At 70.0% G+C, this 15,609-nt stretch carries 11 protein-coding genes; 7 read left to right on the top strand and 4 right to left on the bottom strand.

Annotated features, from left to right (window positions below; translation table 11 throughout):
• Positions 1-36 precede the first annotated feature (36 nt).
• A complete protein-coding gene (locus ABD346_RS28750; protein ID WP_344378848.1) occupies positions 37-1,170 on the top strand; it encodes a restriction endonuclease subunit S in 1,134 nt (377 codons plus the stop codon).
• Between the two features lie 91 nt (positions 1,171-1,261).
• Here ABD346_RS28750 and ABD346_RS28745 read toward each other — a convergent pair whose 3' ends face one another.
• The 3 genes from ABD346_RS28745 to ABD346_RS28735 form a co-directional block, all read right to left on the bottom strand.
• Positions 1,262-1,483: a DUF397 domain-containing protein gene (locus ABD346_RS28745; protein ID WP_344378846.1), complete on the bottom strand. Its 222-nt coding sequence runs from the start codon at positions 1,481-1,483 to the stop codon at positions 1,262-1,264.
• A complete protein-coding gene (locus ABD346_RS28740; RefSeq protein ID WP_344378845.1) occupies positions 1,476-2,270 on the bottom strand; it encodes a helix-turn-helix domain-containing protein in 795 nt (264 codons plus the stop codon). The genes ABD346_RS28745 and ABD346_RS28740 overlap by 8 nt, the downstream gene beginning before the upstream one ends.
• Positions 2,271-2,454: 184 nt before the next feature.
• Positions 2,455-2,631: a hypothetical protein gene (locus ABD346_RS28735; RefSeq protein WP_344378843.1), complete on the bottom strand. Its 177-nt coding sequence runs from the start codon at positions 2,629-2,631 to the stop codon at positions 2,455-2,457.
• Between the two features lie 47 nt (positions 2,632-2,678).
• On the opposite strand from ABD346_RS28735, the gene ABD346_RS28730 reads away from it, so the two are divergent.
• The 3 genes from ABD346_RS28730 to ABD346_RS28720 all read left to right on the top strand — a co-directional run bounded on the left by ABD346_RS28730 (position 2,679) and on the right by ABD346_RS28720 (position 7,470).
• A complete protein-coding gene (locus tag ABD346_RS28730; protein WP_344378841.1) occupies positions 2,679-2,981 on the top strand; it encodes a hypothetical protein in 303 nt (100 codons plus the stop codon).
• Between the two features lie 152 nt (positions 2,982-3,133).
• Positions 3,134-6,682 (top strand): type I restriction endonuclease subunit R, encoded by a 3,549-nt coding sequence (locus ABD346_RS28725; protein ID WP_344378840.1) that lies wholly within the window; start codon positions 3,134-3,136, stop codon positions 6,680-6,682.
• Between the two features lie 5 nt (positions 6,683-6,687).
• Complete coding sequence (locus ABD346_RS28720) at positions 6,688-7,470, top strand: M48 family metallopeptidase (RefSeq protein ID WP_344378838.1); 783 nt, start codon at positions 6,688-6,690, stop codon at positions 7,468-7,470.
• Between the two features lie 23 nt (positions 7,471-7,493).
• Here the strand turns inward: ABD346_RS28720 and ABD346_RS28715 are convergent, their stop codons facing one another.
• Entirely contained in the window at positions 7,494-8,894 is a 1,401-nt protein-coding gene (locus ABD346_RS28715) for a PucR family transcriptional regulator ligand-binding domain-containing protein (RefSeq protein WP_344378836.1), read from the bottom strand.
• A 187-nt stretch (positions 8,895-9,081) separates the two neighbouring features.
• Between ABD346_RS28715 and speB the strand changes: the two genes are divergently transcribed.
• The 3 genes from speB to ABD346_RS28700 all read left to right on the top strand — a co-directional run bounded on the left by speB (position 9,082) and on the right by ABD346_RS28700 (position 15,555).
• Positions 9,082-10,050 carry an agmatinase gene (gene speB / locus ABD346_RS28710; RefSeq protein ID WP_344378834.1) on the top strand — a complete coding sequence of 323 codons (969 nt, stop codon included), beginning with the start codon at positions 9,082-9,084 and terminating at the stop codon, positions 10,048-10,050.
• Entirely contained in the window at positions 10,050-11,720 is a 1,671-nt protein-coding gene (locus ABD346_RS28705) for a thiamine pyrophosphate-binding protein (protein ID WP_344378833.1), read from the top strand. Before speB ends, ABD346_RS28705 begins: the two co-directional genes overlap by 1 nt.
• Before the next feature lie 112 nt (positions 11,721-11,832).
• The gene (locus ABD346_RS28700; protein WP_344378831.1) at positions 11,833-15,555 is read left to right on the top strand and encodes an ABC transporter ATP-binding protein; all 3,723 of its coding nucleotides are present in this window, start codon (positions 11,833-11,835) and stop codon (positions 15,553-15,555) included.
• The last annotated feature ends 54 nt before the right edge of the window (positions 15,556-15,609 follow it).

Here is a 15,609-nt window from a genome sequence, read left to right as displayed (position 1 = left end):
CGGTGGCTTCCGGTCCGTGAGGTTGGAGACGTCCGCATGGGGAAGCAGCTTTCCCCTGCGAGCAGGGAGGGGGCAAGGCAGTTTCCCTATCTTCGGGTGGCGAATGTCCACGAAGGCCGGATTGACGTTTCTGACGTGAATACCATGGGGTTCTCTGCGGCGGAGCGGGAGGTTTACAAACTAGTCCCGGGAGACATCCTGCTTAATGAAGGGCAGGAAAATCTTCGAATGGTGGGACGCAGCGCCTTGTATCAGGGGGAGTCTGGTGCCTATTGTTTCCAGAATACCCTCATTAGATTTCGCGCTGGCGCTGAGGTGATTCCGGAGTATGCCCAGGCGGTTTTCGTGCGATGGCGATCGCAGGGTGTCTTTGCTGGGATTGCGGAGAAGACTAGCATTTCCCATCTGGGAGGGAATCGGTTCGGGGCGCTCTTGTTTCCAGTCCTCCCGATTAGCCAGCAGCGCCGCATCGTCGACGTCATTGAGGCTATGTCCGCGCAGGAGCGGGCCATTGAGGCGTCGATTGCGAAGCTGGAGTCCTTGAACGCGGCTGTGATGGCAGAGCTCTGGGATCTTGAATGCGGTAGCTTCGAAGAGGTAGTCGTTTTTGGCCCGCAGAACGGAATCTATAAGCCAGGTTCCTCCTATGGGCTTGAGGGGACGCCGATCGTTCGCATCGACAGTTTCAGGGGCGGTCCGTCGGACTTCACGCGCAATCTGCTCAGGGTCTCGTTGAGTCGAGGTGAGGTTGACCGGTACGGACTTGCTACCGGCGATGTCTTGATCAACCGCGTGAACACTCCGGAGCTGGTTGGGAAGTCCACTGCTGTAGGTAAGCTGGTGGAGCCGGTCGTCTTCGAGTCAAACATGATGCGCTGCAAGCTCCTTACGGAGCGGGCTGTCCCGGCCTTTGTGGAAACATGGCTGGGTAGCCCAACGGTGAAGAGGTATTTCCGGCAACGCGCGAAGAGCGCGATCTCGCAGGCCAGCATTAATGGCAGCGACGTTCGAGGTTGCCCATTTCCCAAGCTGGATGTGACAGGACAGCTTGAATTCCTGGACCGCCTGGCTATGGTTCGGGAGCAGCAGCGTTTGGAGAGGGCCGAGCTTGCCAAGCTGGGCACGCTCAAGCGTGGGGTCATTGATGACCTGCTGGGTGGGACGTCCTGACTATCGGTTCCAGTTTGCGCCGGGACCGCTGGACCCAGAATGTGGAGAGGCCCGCGCTTTTGGAAGCGCGGGCCTGTTGGCTGGGGGATGTTCAGACGGCGAACTCTCCTGCTTTGACTGCCGCGACGAAAGATGACCAGCCCCCCGCCGGGAAGACCAGCGCCGGGCCGTTCGGGGCCTTGGAGTCGCGGACCGGGACGCCCGCTGGGTAGTCGTCCAGCACCTCGACGCAGCTTCCCGCGTCGCCCCCACTGAACGACGACTTGCGCCAGCCGCTTATGGAGGCGGCATCCGAGATGGTGTGTTCAGTCATGGTGTCCGTAGTCCTTCGCTGTTGCCCGGATCAGGGCGAGTGACTCCTTCAGCGGCAGTGCGTCGCTCAGCGCAAGATCGTAGGCGCCCTGGAGCTGTTCGACCACAGCCGGAGAGTCGTGCACCTTGCCCATGCGTAGGCCTTCGCTGTAGGCCGCTGGCGGTTGGTCTTCGAACCACATCAGGGTCAGCATGCTCTGCATGAGCGGGTGGGGGCCGAGAGCGAACGGCATCACATGCACGCGGACGCGATCGCTCTCGGCCAACTGCACAACATGCATGAGCTGCTGTGCCATCACATCTGGGCCACCGACGGGGCGACGTAGAACCGCCTCGTCCAGCAGGGCCCACACCACGGGGGTGTCGGGGTTGTCCAGGATCTTTGATCGTTCAAGGCGTGTCACAACGATCCTGTCGCACTCGTCTGCACTCCAAGGAGGGAAGACGTTGCGCAGAACGGCACGCATGTACGGCTCCGTTTGCAGGATGCCAGGCACATGGGACAGCGCGAACTCCCGGATCATCGTCGCCTGTTGTTCGAGATGCCGCGCCGCCGCGAAGTGATCCGCGATCGCCGAATCATCCCCCGGCAGAAAGCTGCTCAGCACATCACCCGTGCCCAGCGCCATGTCCAGTCTCCGCGCATCGTCCTTGGAGGGAATTCTTCGCCCCGCCTCGATGTGCGCGATGTGCGACCGAGTCATGAACGCCTTCTCGGCCAGCGCCTGCTGAGTGAGGCCGGCCGCCTCGCGCTGCTGCCGCAGCCATTCGCCGTACGTATTGGTCATGGCCAACTCCCTTGCGACAAAGGCTTTGTCACGCTCCGCCCGCTGGCAAGGCTAGCCCGCTCGGTCTCACTCTGTAAGTGGATCGCTACACAGCGATATCGAGGCGGGGTGCCGCCAACTGCCACGAGAGGGCAGAGACATGACGTACTGGATAATCCGAATCCTCGAAAGCCTGCTGCTGCGGCTACGGCCCGCCGAGCCGGAACCGGATCCGCTGCGCCCCGCCCCGCCGATGGTCGCCGCTTCCCGGGATCCAGAACCTCTCCTCCGAGGCGAGGACAGTCTCCTCGTCCGCCCGTACCTCGTCGCGCACGAGCGGGACGAGGCGCGGCGGCGGCGCGTGCTCTGGCTCACCACGCACGGCGTCGAGATTCGGCCGTACCCGAACCGGCGTGCGGGAGTGGGTGCATGAGGGACGAAGGCAGGCTGCTTCCGTGGGCCGGCCCGGACGGCAAACCCTGCTACCTCCTCACGGACGGGACCGGGTACCTCACCCGGGTCGCCGACGGCATCGAGAGCGTCCAGCTCGGTAGGGCCGTCGAACTCCTCACCCACGCCGATGACATGCTGGGCGGAGGTGGGCCCGCCACCAGCGCCCAGCTCCGATTCCTGCTGACCCGCATGGCCGAAGCCCTCCGTGACGTGCACCGGATCGCGGTGAGCCGAGGGGCCCGGCTTCCGGGGCCTGAGGCCGATGGGCCTGCTGACTGACCCCGAACACCTCATGGACGTATGCCCGCAAACCCCACCACAACCCCAGCCCTCACCTCATTCCCGCAGGCCAGAACCCTCCCACCCTGCGCTCCCGAGGCGCAGAATGAATGGCCTGAGCGGAGAACGGTACGGGCGGGAAGGCGCGGGGCGTGGTCGTGCAGGTGGAGCGGGACGAGGTGGAGCGGCCGGTCGTCGCGCAGCTTGAGGCGATGGGGTGGACGCATCTCACCGGCAAGGACGTCGGAACGCTCGATGCCGATACACCTCTGCTCGTGGACCTGCTGGATGCGGCGCTGCGGCGGATCAACCTGCGGGCGAGTGACCGCAAGCCGTGGATGGACGCGACGGATGTGTCCCGGGCCCGTGCGGAACTGACCCTCGTCCCGCTCGGCAAGGGCATCGTGCAGGCCAACTTCGACGCCACCGAGATGCTGCTCAGCGGCTGCGTCCTGACCGCGCCGTCCGCCGAGCACGGCGGGCCCTCCGCGACCGTGCAGTACATCGAGTGGCATGAGGAGCGGGCTCAGCTCAACGAGTTCGTCGTCGTTGATCAGCTTCGGGTCAAGAACCGGTCCGGCGATGTGTCGGTCCTCGACATCGTCCTGTTCGTGAACGGCATCCCGCTCGTCGTCGTAGAGGCCAAGAGCCCGGAACTGTCCGATCCGCTCCGCAGTGCCGTTGCCGACCTGCGCCACTACGCAGGTGATCCGCTGCCGGACGACGAACGCCTGGAGGCCGGGCTGCCGCTGCCGGCTGGCGTCCCCGAGCTCTTCCGGACCGTGCAGCTGCTGGTCGCCGCGACGGCCGACACCGCCTATCTCGGGACGGTCACCTCGACGCCCGAGCACTTCCACCCGTGGCGCAGCGTCGAGCCGGAACATCCGCAGACGATCGCTGGTGAACTGCCGGACGGAGTCGGACCGTTGAACGAGCGGCACAAGCTGGTCGGGGTCGTGTTGCGGCCCGCCGCGCTGCTCAATGTCGTACGGCATTACGTCATCCCGCTGCCCGTCGAGACCGAATCCGGCGGGACTCGCACGGTCAAGGCCGTGGCCCGGCACCAGCAGTACCGGGCCGCCGAGAAGTCCGTGCGACGGCTGCTCAGCGGGCGGACCCGGAGCGGGCTGCTCGACGCGGACGAGCGCGGTGGTGTCATCTGGCACACCCAGGGCTCCGGCAAGAGCCTGACCATGACGTTCCTGGTGCGCCGCATCCATCTGCACCACCGGCTCAGCGAGTTCATGGTGGTGGTGGTCACCGACCGCGCCCAGCTCCAGGACCAGCTGTCCAAGACCTTGAGGCTGAGCGAGTCCGAGGTCGAGACCGCCGGGACCCGGACGCAGATGGAGGGGCTGCTGCGGGACGGCGGACGGCGCGTCGTCTTCGCCATGATCCAGAAGTACGGGGGCGGGTTCACCTTCGCCGCTGAGGGCGGGCAGGACGGCGACGACCGGGACCTCACCGAGGAGTACGAGGAGGCCGAGCGGGCCCGGCGGGAGCGGGTGGTCGAAACTCCGCTGGTCGTTCCGGACTTCCCGGAGTGCAACACCTCCTCCGACATCCTCGTCCTGGTCGACGAGGCGCACCGCTCGCACACCAGCGTGCTGCACGCCGCGCTGCGCAAGGCCATCCCCAATGCGGCGAAGATCGGGTTCACCGGCACGCCGATCATGACCGGCCGGGAGGCCGACACCCGCCGGATCTTCAGCGGTGGTCCGGGGCGCGGCTTCCTCGACACGTACCGGATGGAGGAGGCCGAGCGCGACGGCGTCGTCGTTCGCATCCGGTACGAAGGCCGCACCGGCGAGGGCAAGGTCTTCGACAAGGACGGGCTCGACCGGAACTTCGAGGACCTGATCAGGGGCCGCACGCCTGAGGAGCGCGCGAAACTGCTGAAGAGTTCGCCGACCGAGCGGGACGTCGCCGAATCACGGCCGATGATCCGCGCCAAGGCCGAGGACATGCTGGAACACTGGGTCACCTGGGTGCTGCCGGGCGGTGGCTTCAAGGCTCAGGTTGCCGCCGTCAGCCGGAAGGCGGCCGTGGAGTATCACCAGGCGCTCCGGGCCGCGCGCGATGCGCTGATGATCGAGCTCACCGCCTTCGACCCGGAGTCCGTGGCTGGTACCCCCGTCGAGGACCTGCCCCGTCGGCTCCGCTACCTGCACACGGCGCACCAGTACCGTGCGCTGCTGCGCCGCATCGACTTCGTACCGGTCATCTCGCCGGGGGCCGAGCGCAAGCACCGCCGCTGGCTGTCGTGGACCGACAAGGAGCGGCAGAAGGCGTATATCGATCGGTTTCACCACGCCTTCCCGCATCTCCCGCCCGAGCCGGAGTGGGTGGCGTCGACGCCGTTCCATCAGGGGCTGCAGGACGCCCAGCATTCCGATGTCGCGGACCACCCCTGGTCCCAGCCCGCCGAGTCCGCGCAGCCCGAGACCGGGCCGGGGCCGGACCCCGTGCACCCGGAAAGCCCTGTCGCCTTCCTCATCGTGAAGTCGATGCTGCTCACCGGCTTCGACGCGCCGCGCGAGCAGGCGCTCTACCTGGACCGCCCGATCCGCGACGCCGAACTGCTCCAGGCCGTCGCCCGGGTCAACCGGCCCATGCCCGGCAAGAAAGTCGGTTACGTCGTCGACTACTACGGGGTCTTCGAGCACCTGGCCGACGCGCTCGCCGGGTACCGGGACGCCGATGTCGACGACACCATGAGGAGCCTCTCGGACGAAGTCGAGGCCTTGGCCCCGGCCGCTGAGGCGGTGCGGAACTTCCTGAAGCGGTACGGCATTACCGACGCCGACCTCGACGACGTCACGCGGCTCGGCGGGCTCGCTGCCGGTTTCGAGGACGAGGCCACACGGTCCGGTTACGACACGGTGCTGCATGAGTTCCTGGCAGCGCTGGAGCGCGTACTTCCACACGAGCACGCACTGGACTTCGTGGACGACGCCCGCCGATGGGGCAGGCTCCAAAAGCGCATCCGGACGCTTCACCGGGACGGTCCTGGCGGGATCTTCACCTTGCGCAACTACGGACGCAAGGTGCGGGCGATGATCGCCGACCATCTGGAGGCGCCGGAGTTCGAAGAGGTCATCCCGCCCGTCTCACTCGCGTCGCCGACCTTCGACGACAGGGTGCGCGCTCTGCCGGTCCGTGAGGCGGCAGCAGAAATGGGGCACGCCCTGCGCTTCCACTTGGAGGAGCGGGTCAAGCGGGAGGACCCGGCGAAGTACGCCCGGCTCTCGGAGCGGCTTGAGGAGATCCTGCGGGATCTCGCCGGACGGTTCGACGAGCAGCTCGCCGAGTTCGGCCCGCTCATCGAGCAGGCGTTGCAGGAGGAGGAGCAGGATCCGGCGCTCGCCGGACTCAGCGTGCTTGAGCAGCGGGTGTTCCGGCTCCTCGACCAGTTGTTGGTGGAGTACCCGGGAGCCACACGTGACGAGACGCGGGACAGCCGGCTGCTGGTCGGCGACGTGTGCGACGTGGCCGCGCGCACCATGGGAAAGGCCGCCTACCAGAGCCAGAGCCAGGACATCAGCGACCTGGCGAGCGGCATCCACACTCAGCTGGTCAGGGGCGGCCTTCGGCCCACCGACCCGGCAGACTGGAGTCCTCTGGGGCACATTGCGCAGGGGCTCGCGTCTTTCGCGAACAGTAACCGTGCGCAGTTCTTGGGTAGGGCCCGGGGAGAATAGGGCGGGTGACCGCACTCGCAGGCGCCCGTATCCCCCTGGCCCTCGCCGACGGGGATGAACTGACCGTGGACGGCTTGGTGCTGCGGGTCCGGATCGGCACCCGCCGCAAGCGGTTCGCGCTGACCGTGGAGACGGACGCCACGCTCACACTGCACGCACCCCTGGGTCGACCGGTGGCCGAGGCCGAGGGCTTCGTCCGCGGACACCGCGACTGGCTGGTGAGCAAACTCGGACTGCGTGAGAGGACTCGACCATTGAATCCGGTCAAGCGGCTGGTCGAAGGTGAGGCCTTCCGCTACCTGGGGCGGACGTACCGGCTGGCCATCGTGCCGGACTCACCCACGAAGGGTGGGGTCCGGCTGGTTGCGGGGCGTCTGGTCATGGGCCGGGACGACGCCGAGGACCCAGACCGTGCTCGCATGGCGCTGGTCGACTGGTATTGCCGAGTGGGACGTGTTTGGACGGCGGGACGACTCCAGCCGTGGGCAGCCAGAATGGGCGTGTCCGAACCCGCGCTGGAGGTCTGTGACCTTGGACAGCGCTGGGGGAAGTACCGGCCGGGCAGCGAGGGCCGGGAGCCGGGCCTGATGAGTCTGGGATGGCCTCTCTTCCAGCTTCCGATGCATTTGGTGGACTACGTCGTGGCGCACGAGCTTGCTCATGTGCGGATTTCGGGCCATCGTGCCGACTTCTGGCGGCTGATGGGACTCGCGCTGCCTGAGTATGAGGAACGTCGGACAGAGCTCGACGAGTTGGGCCGACGCATGTGGATGGGCCAGATCGAGTAACCCCCCGTTTATCCAGGTCGACTTCATGAGTGGTGCAGCGCCAGCCAGAGCTCCGTGCGTACGTCCATGTCGTCTAGGTCGACGCCGAGCAGCGCCGCCGCGCGGCCGATCCGCTGGCGCACGGTGTTGCGGTGCACCCCCAGCGCGACCGCGCTGCGGTCCCAACTCCCGTGCAGCGAGAGCCAGGTGCGCAGGGTGGCGCGCAAGGTGTCGCCGAGCGGGGCGAGCATCTGGCGGGCGTACGCGGCGGCCTCCTGCGGGTCCATCAGCGCCCCGAATCCGGCGGGGCGGTGCCGGGCGAGGGGGGTGCGGGTCGCCTCCGCGCGCTCCAGGGCCCTGGCCGCCTGGGTGTCGGCGACGGCCAGCCCTTCGAGGGCGGCGGGGGCGCTGACGCCGAGGGTCCAGCCGGGGTGCGCCGTGACCTCGCGGTCGGCGGGTACGAGGGCTCGTACATGCTGCTCGCCCGCCTCGCCCAGGGGGTCGACCAGGGGGGTCCCGAGGTCGGGCGGGGTCCCTTGGCCCCGGGCGTGCACGACGACCCACGGGCCCTCGCCGAGCAGCGGTTCGGTGTCCTCGGGGGCGCCGCCGAGGACGAGTCGCACCAGGGCGGCCGAACGGGCGGCCTCGTCCGCGCCCTGCCGCTCGGCGGTGAGCAGGGTGAGCAGTACGGCCGCTACGCCGGCGATGGTGTGGTCGCCGGGGGCGCGGTGGGGGGTGGCGAGTGCGAGCACGCGGGGGCCTGCGAGGGCGTAGGCGGCGAGGTGTGTGCCGCCGAGGGTGTCGGTGGCGGTGAGGGGGAGGTCCGCCGAAGGCGCCACCACCCGCACCAGCCCCCGCACCCCCTCCAGCACGGCACCCCGCGGCTCCGCCCCCGCCGCATCCAGCACCGACCCGGCCGGGGTCACCAGCGCCGCCCACCCCCCGAGCCGCCCCGCGAGGACCCGCAGGACCGCCCCCACCGGCGCCGGACGGGACGCCGCCGCGGCCAGCGCGCGCTGGGTCTCGTTCACGCGGCGCAGCTCGTCCTCGCGGGCCCGGGCCATCAGGAGCCACACCGCCCGCGCCACCCCGGAGAACGTCGTCTGCGGCGGCACCTCCAGCAACGGGAGGCCGTGGCGTGCGCAGGCCTCCACCAGGGCGGCCGGCACCGCGTCGTACACCGGGGCGACCCCGAAGCCCAGCGCCGCCGCCCCCGCCTCCACCACCCGGGACACGTACCGCTCGGGGTCGGCCAGCTGCACCCCGGCCGTCATGAGCAGCTCCCCGCCGAGGAGATACGGGTAGGGGTCGGCCATCTCCGAGGTGTGCACCCAGCGGATGGACACCTCGGCCGGGCCCGCGAGCTGCCGCAGGCCGAGGTCCGCGCGGGCCAGCAGCGCGGTGAGCGCGATAGGGGGAGTGGGCGGGGCGGTCGGTTCCGGCATGTGGACGATCCATCCGTCAGCGGCGTCGGGAGTGGAGGAAACGTACACTTCAGTGTGGCTGCCCGGCCGCCTATGGTCGTGCCGACCGGCGCACACGGGAGAGCGGACAGGCTCCGCGCACCGCCGGACCCGGCCGGGCCCGACGGCCCGGGTCGCCACAACACGCCGAAAACGAAGGGCACTTCACATGAGCAGCAACGAAACGCCGCGCGGTCCGATCGACTCGTCCCGCATCCCGCGGTACGCCGGGCCCGCGACCTTCGCCCGGCTGCCCCGCCTCGACGAGGTCGGCACCGCCGATGTCGCCGTCGTCGGTGTGCCCTTCGACAGCGGCGTGTCCTACCGGCCCGGCGCCCGCTTCGGCGGCAACGCCATCCGCGAGGCCTCGCGCCTGCTGCGCCCGTACAACCCGGCCCAGGACGCCTCGCCCTTCGCGCTCGCCCAGGTCGCCGACGCCGGTGACATCGCGGCCAACCCGTTCAACATCAACGAGGCCGTCGAGACCATCGAGGCGGCCGCCGACGACCTGCTCGGCACCGGCGCCCGCATGATGACGCTCGGCGGCGACCACACCATCGCGCTGCCGCTGCTCCGTTCCGTCGCCAAGAAGCACGGCCCGGTCGCGCTGCTCCACTTCGACGCGCACCTCGACACCTGGGACACCTACTTCGGTGCCGAGTACACCCACGGCACCCCGTTCCGCCGGGCCGTCGAGGAGGGCATCCTCGACACCGAGGCGCTGTCCCACGTCGGCACGCGCGGCCCGCTGTACGGCAAGCAGGACCTGACCGACGACGAGAAGATGGGCTTCGGCATCGTCACCTCCGCCGACGTCTACCGGCGCGGCGCCGACGAGGTCGCCGACCAGCTCCGCCAGCGCATCGGCGACCGCCCGCTCTACATCTCCATCGACATCGACTGCCTCGACCCGGCCCACGCGCCGGGCACCGGCACCCCCGAGGCCGGCGGCATGACCTCGCGCGAGCTCCTGGAGATCCTGCGGGGCCTGGCCTCCTGCAACCTGGTCTCCGCCGACGTCGTCGAGGTCGCCCCGGCCTACGACCACGCCGAGATCACCAGCGTGGCGGCCTCGCACACCGCCTACGAGCTGACCACCATCATGTCCCGCCAGATCGCGGCCTCCCGGACCGTGTGATGACCCACGACCACGACATCGTCCTGCGCCCCACCGCGGCGCAGACCGCGGCCGCGCTGAACCCGCCGCCCGGCCGCACCGGCGGTGACCTGGTCGTGGAGACGCTGGCCGGGCTCGGCGCGACCACCGTGTTCGGGCTGCCCGGCCAGCACGCGCTCGCCCTGTTCGACGCGCTGCGCCGCTCGGACCTCCGCTATGTCGGGCTGCGGGTCGAGAACAACGCGGGCTTCGCGGCCGACGCGTACGGCCGGATCACCGGCGAGGCGGCCCCGCTGCTGCTCTCGACCGGCCCCGGCGCGCTGACCTCGCTCGCCGCCCTCCAGGAGGCGGCGGCCGCGTCGTCCCCGGTGATCGCGATCTCGAGTCAGGTCCCCACGGCGGGACTTGGTGGCGGACGGCACGGCCATCTGCACGAGCTGCGCGACCAGAAGGCGTCCTTCCGCGACGTCGTGAAGTCCGTCCACACGGTGCGCAGCCAGTCGCAGATTCCCTCGGCGGTCGCGGCCGCGTGGGAGTCGGCGCTGACCGCGCCGCACGGGCCGGTGTGGGTGGAGATCCCGCAGGACGTGCTGCTCGCCGAGACGGCGCTGCCCGTCGTCACCCCCATGGACGCCTTTCCCGAGGACATCGTTCCGCGCCCCGAACTGACCGCCGTAGCGGCCGAGTTGCTCGCAGGAGCCGCCCGTCCGGCGATCATCGCGGGCGGCGGGGTCGTACGCGCCGACGCCTCGGGCAAGCTGCTCGCGCTCGCCGAGAAGCTGGACGCGCCGGTCGTGACGACCTTCGGCGGCAAGGGCGCCTTCCCGTGGGAACACCCGCTGTCGCTCCAGTCCTGGCTGGAGGACCGGCACACCACCGACTTCCTGGAGGACGCGGACGTCCTGCTCGTGGTCGGCTCCGGGCTCGGCGAGCTGTCGTCGAACTACCACACGTTCCAGCCGCGCGGCCGGATCGTCCAGATCGAGGCCGACCTCGGCAAGCTGGAGTCCAACCACCCGGCGCTCGGCATCCACGCGGACGCCCGCATCGCCCTCCAGGCCCTGCTCGAAACGGCTCCGGAGCGTAACGACGAGACGGCGGCCGAGCGGGTACGGACGGTCCTGGCGAAGGTGCGGGCGCGTATCGACGCGCAGGACCTCGGCGAGGAGCAGCGCATCCTCGCCGCCGTGCACGAGGCGCTGCCCGCCGGGGCACCCAGTTTCTGGGACATGACGATCCTCGCTTACTGGGCCTGGTCCGCCTGGCCCGGCGCGATGCACTCGGCGCAGGGCGCGGGGGGCCTCGGCTACGGTCTCCCGGCGGCGCTCGGCGCGGCGGTCGCCGACCCGAGCCATCCGGTCCTCGCGGTCTCCGGCGACGGCGGGGCCATGTACTCCATCGCCGAGCTCGCCACCGCCAGGCAGTACGACCTGCCGGTCACCTGGCTCATCGTCGACGACGGCGGCTACGGCATCCTGCGCGAGTACATGACGGACACGTTCGGTGAGGCCACGGCCACGGAACTGGCCCGCCCGGACTTCGTCGCCCTCGCCGAGTCCTTCGGCGTCCCGGCGGTCCGTACGAGCGCGGACACCCTGACCGCCGACCTGTCGAAGGCGCTGGCCACCCCCGGCCCCTCGGTCGTCGTGCTGCCCGCCCTCCTGAAGATGTTCGCGCCGACGCACCTGTAGAACGCCTCGTGCGGTCCTGGTCCTCACGTCCCGTATTTGTTGCGGCGGGATGAAATCCGCAGGCCCCCGTGTTGGGGCTTGCGGCAGGACAGGTACCAACGGGAGGAATGTCGTGACGGAGGGTGCGCAACAGGGGTGGGCGCGCAGGCTGACCGGGTACGCCTGGCGCTACCGGCGCAATGTCGTGCTGGCCCTCGGCTCGTCGCTCTGCGGCATGGCCGTCATGGCGCTCGTCCCGCTGATCACCAAGGTGATCATCGACGACGTCATCGGCCACCACACCCGCTCCCTCGCCGTGTGGACCGGGCTCCTCATAGCCTCCGCCGTCGTGGTGTACGGGCTCACGTACATACGGCGGTACTACGGAGGGCGGCTGGCCCTCGACGTCCAGCACGACCTGCGCACCGAGATGTACGGCACGATCACACGGCTCGACGGGCGGCGCCAGGACGAGCTGTCCACGGGCCAGGTCGTCGGGCGCGCCACCAGCGACCTCCAGCTGATCCAGGGCCTCCTCTTCATGTTGCCGATGACCATCGGCAACATCCTGCTCTTCATCATCTCGATCGTGATCATGGCGTGGCTGTCGCCGCTGCTGACCCTGGTCGCTCTCGCCGTCGCCCCCGCCCTCTGGTTCATCGCCAAGCGCAGCCGCACCCGCCTGTTCCCCGCCACCTGGTACGCCCAGGGCCAGGCCGCCGCCGTCGCCGGGGTCGTGGACGGCGCCGTGTCCGGGGTCCGGGTCGTCAAGGGCTTCGGCCAGGAGGACCAGGAGACCGGCAAGCTGAGGGAGGTCGGGCGGCGCCTCTTCGCCGGGCGGCTGCGCACGATCAAGCTGAACTCCCGCTACACCCCGGCCCTCCAGGCCGTCCCCGCGCTCGGCCAGGTCGCCATGCTGGCGCTCGGCGGCTGGCTCGCCACGCGCGGTGAGATCACCCTCGGCACGTTCGTCGCGTTCTCCACCTACCTCGCCCAGCTCGTCGGGCCCGTCCGCATGCTCGCCATGGTGCTCACCGTCGGCCAGCAGGCCCGGGCCGGCGTCGAGCGCGTCCTGGAGCTCATCGACACCGAGCCCTCCCTGGAGGACGGCACGAAGGAGCTGTCGCCGGACGCCCCCGCCACCGTCGAATTCGACCACGTGAGCTTCGGCTACGACACCGAGCGGCCCGTCCTGAAGGGGTTCTCGCTCGACATCCGGCCCGGCGAGACCGTCGCCGTGGTCGGCTCGTCCGGCTCCGGCAAGTCCACCGTCTCGCTGCTCCTGCCCCGCTTCTACGACGTCTCGCACGGCGCCGTCCTCGTCGGCGGCCACGACGTGCGCGAGCTGACCCTCGCCTCGCTGCGCGCCGCCATCGGACTCGTACCGGAGGACTCCTTCCTCTTCTCCGACACCGTCCGCGCCAACATCGCGTACGGAAAGCCGGACGCCACCCAGGAGGAGATCGAGAAGGCCGCGCGCGCCGCACAGGCCGACCGGTTCATCGCCGAGCTCCCCAAGGGCTACGACACCACCGTCGGCGAGCACGGCCTCACCCTCTCCGGCGGCCAGCGCCAGCGCATCGCGCTCGCCCGCGCCATCCTCACCGACCCCCGCCTGCTCGTCCTGGACGACGCGACCTCGGCCGTCGACGCCCGCGTCGAGCACGAGATCCACGAGGCCCTGAAGTCGGTCATGGCGGGCCGCACCACCCTGCTCATCGCGCACCGCCGCTCCACCCTGGGCCTCGCCGACCGCATCGCCGTCCTGGACGGCGGCCGCCTCGCCGCGATCGGCACCCACGAGGAACTCCAGCGCGACAGCGCCCTGTACCGCCGCCTGCTGACCGATCCGGACGAGCTGGGCGCCGTATCGCCCGGCCACGTCCCGGCCGTCCCGCTCCCGGAAGAGGAGGACCACTCCGTACGGGACGAACTGGACGCGGAGTTCGACGCCGAGCGCGGCATCACCCCGCCGCTGTGGGTGCGGGAGGAGAAGGCGGAGTCGACCGCCCCTGGCGGCATGCCTGCCACGCCCGAGCTGCTCGCCCAGGTCGAGGCCCTGCCGCCCGCGACCGACACCCCCGGCATAGACGAGGCGAAGGCCGTCAGGGCCGAGGACTCGTACGGCCTGCGCAGGCTGCTGCGCGGATTCGGCCTTCCCCTGCTCGTCTCGCTCCTCCTCGTCGCGATCGACGCAGGCGGCTCGCTGGTCCTGCCGGTCCTGATCCGGCACGGCATCGACCAGGGCGTCACCCAGCTCGCGCTCGGCGCGGTCTGGGCCGCCTCCGGGCTCGCGCTCGTCACGGTCGCCATCCAGTGGCTCGCCCAGACCGGCGAGACCCGGATGACCGGCCGCACCGGCGAACGCGTCCTCTACACCCTGCGCCTGAAGATCTTCGCGCAGCTCCAGCGGCTCGGACTCGACTACTACGAGCGGGAGCTGACCGGCCGGATCATGACCCGCATGACGACGGACGTGGACGCGCTCTCCACGTTCCTCCAGACGGGCCTGGTCACCGCGTTCGTCTCCGTCGTCACCTTCTTCGGCATCATGGTGGCGCTGCTCGTCATCGACATCCAGCTCGCCCTCGTCGTCTTCGCGACGCTTCCGCTGCTCGTCGTCGGCACGTACTTCTTCCGCAAGAAGAGCGTGCAGGCCTACGAGCTCGCCCGCGAGCGGGTCAGCACCGTCAACGCCGACCTCCAGGAGTCGGTGTCCGGCCTGCGCATCGTGCAGGCCTTCCGGCGCGAGCACGACGGAGCCGCACGGTTCGCGGACCGCAGCGACCACTACCGCCAGGCGCGCGTGCGCGGCCAGTGGCTGATCTCGGTGTACTTCCCGTTCGTGCAGCTCCTGTCGTCGGTGGCCGCGGCCGCCGTGCTGATCGTGGGCGCGGGCCGGGTCGACAACGGCACCCTCACCACGGGCGCCCTTGTCGCGTACCTGCTGTACATCGACCTGTTCTTCGCCCCCGTACAGCAGCTCTCGCAGGTCTTCGACGGCTACCAGCAGGCGGCCGTCTCACTCAAGCGCATCCAGGAACTGCTCCAGGAGAAGACCTCCACCGAGGCGGCCGCCGAGCCGCTCGACGTCCTGTCGCTGCGCGGCGAGATCGCCTTCGAGGACGTCGACTTCGCGTACGGCGACGACGAAGAGGCGCTGAGCGGCGTCGACGTCCGCATACCGGCCGGCCAGACCGTCGCGTTCGTCGGCGAGACCGGTGCCGGGAAGTCCACCCTGGTCAAGCTGGTCGCGCGGTTCTACGACCCGACGGGCGGGCGGGTCACCGCCGACGGCACCGACCTGCGCGACCTCGACATCACCGCCTACCGGCACCGGCTCGGCGTCGTCCCGCAGGAGGCGTACCTCTTCGAGGGCACGGTCCGCGACGCCATCGCGTACGGGCGCCCCGACGCGAGCGACGCCGAGGTGGAGGCGGCGGCCCGTGCGGTCGGCGCCCACGACATGATCGCCACGCTCGACGGCGGCTACCTCCACGAGGTCGCCGAGCGAGGCCGCAACCTCTCCGCGGGGCAGCGGCAGCTGATCGCGCTGGCCCGCGCCGAGCTCGTCGACCCGGACATCCTCCTGCTCGACGAGGCGACGGCGGCTCTGGACCTGGCCACCGAGGCGCAGGTCAACCAGGCCACCGACCGCCTGACCGGCCGCCGTACGACGCTGGTCGTCGCGCACCGCCTGACCACGGCGGCCCGCGCGGACCGGGTGATCGTGATGGACCACGGCCGGGTCGCCGAGGACGGCACGCACGACGAGCTCCTCGCCCTGGACGGCCAGTACGCCCGGCTGTGGCGCACGTTCATCGGCGAGGCGGAGGCCGACGCCGTGGCCGTCTGACGGCCGTCCCACCCCGTGAGACGCCCGGAGAACCGTTCGGGCGTCCGGGTGCGT

It is taken from the genome of Streptomyces mauvecolor, assembly GCF_039532965.1.
GTDB lineage: Bacteria > Actinomycetota > Actinomycetes > Streptomycetales > Streptomycetaceae > Streptomyces > Streptomyces violascens.
This window is presented reverse-complemented; position numbering and strand designations above follow the sequence as displayed.

Excerpts from the sequence above, each read along its gene's own strand:
- ABD346_RS28750 (WP_344378848.1), top strand. The coding sequence starts at position 37 with ATGGGGAAGCAGCTTTCCCCTGCGAGCAGGGAGGGGGCAAGGCAGTTT.
- ABD346_RS28745 (WP_344378846.1), bottom strand. The coding sequence starts at position 1,483 with ATGACTGAACACACCATCTCGGATGCCGCCTCCATAAGCGGCTGGCGC.
- ABD346_RS28740 (WP_344378845.1), bottom strand. The coding sequence starts at position 2,270 with ATGACCAATACGTACGGCGAATGGCTGCGGCAGCAGCGCGAGGCGGCC.
- ABD346_RS28730 (WP_344378841.1), top strand. The coding sequence starts at position 2,679 with ATGAGGGACGAAGGCAGGCTGCTTCCGTGGGCCGGCCCGGACGGCAAA.
- ABD346_RS28715 (WP_344378836.1), bottom strand. The coding sequence starts at position 8,894 with ATGCCGGAACCGACCGCCCCGCCCACTCCCCCTATCGCGCTCACCGCG.
- speB (WP_344378834.1), top strand. The coding sequence starts at position 9,082 with ATGAGCAGCAACGAAACGCCGCGCGGTCCGATCGACTCGTCCCGCATC.
- ABD346_RS28705 (WP_344378833.1), top strand. The coding sequence starts at position 10,050 with ATGACCCACGACCACGACATCGTCCTGCGCCCCACCGCGGCGCAGACC.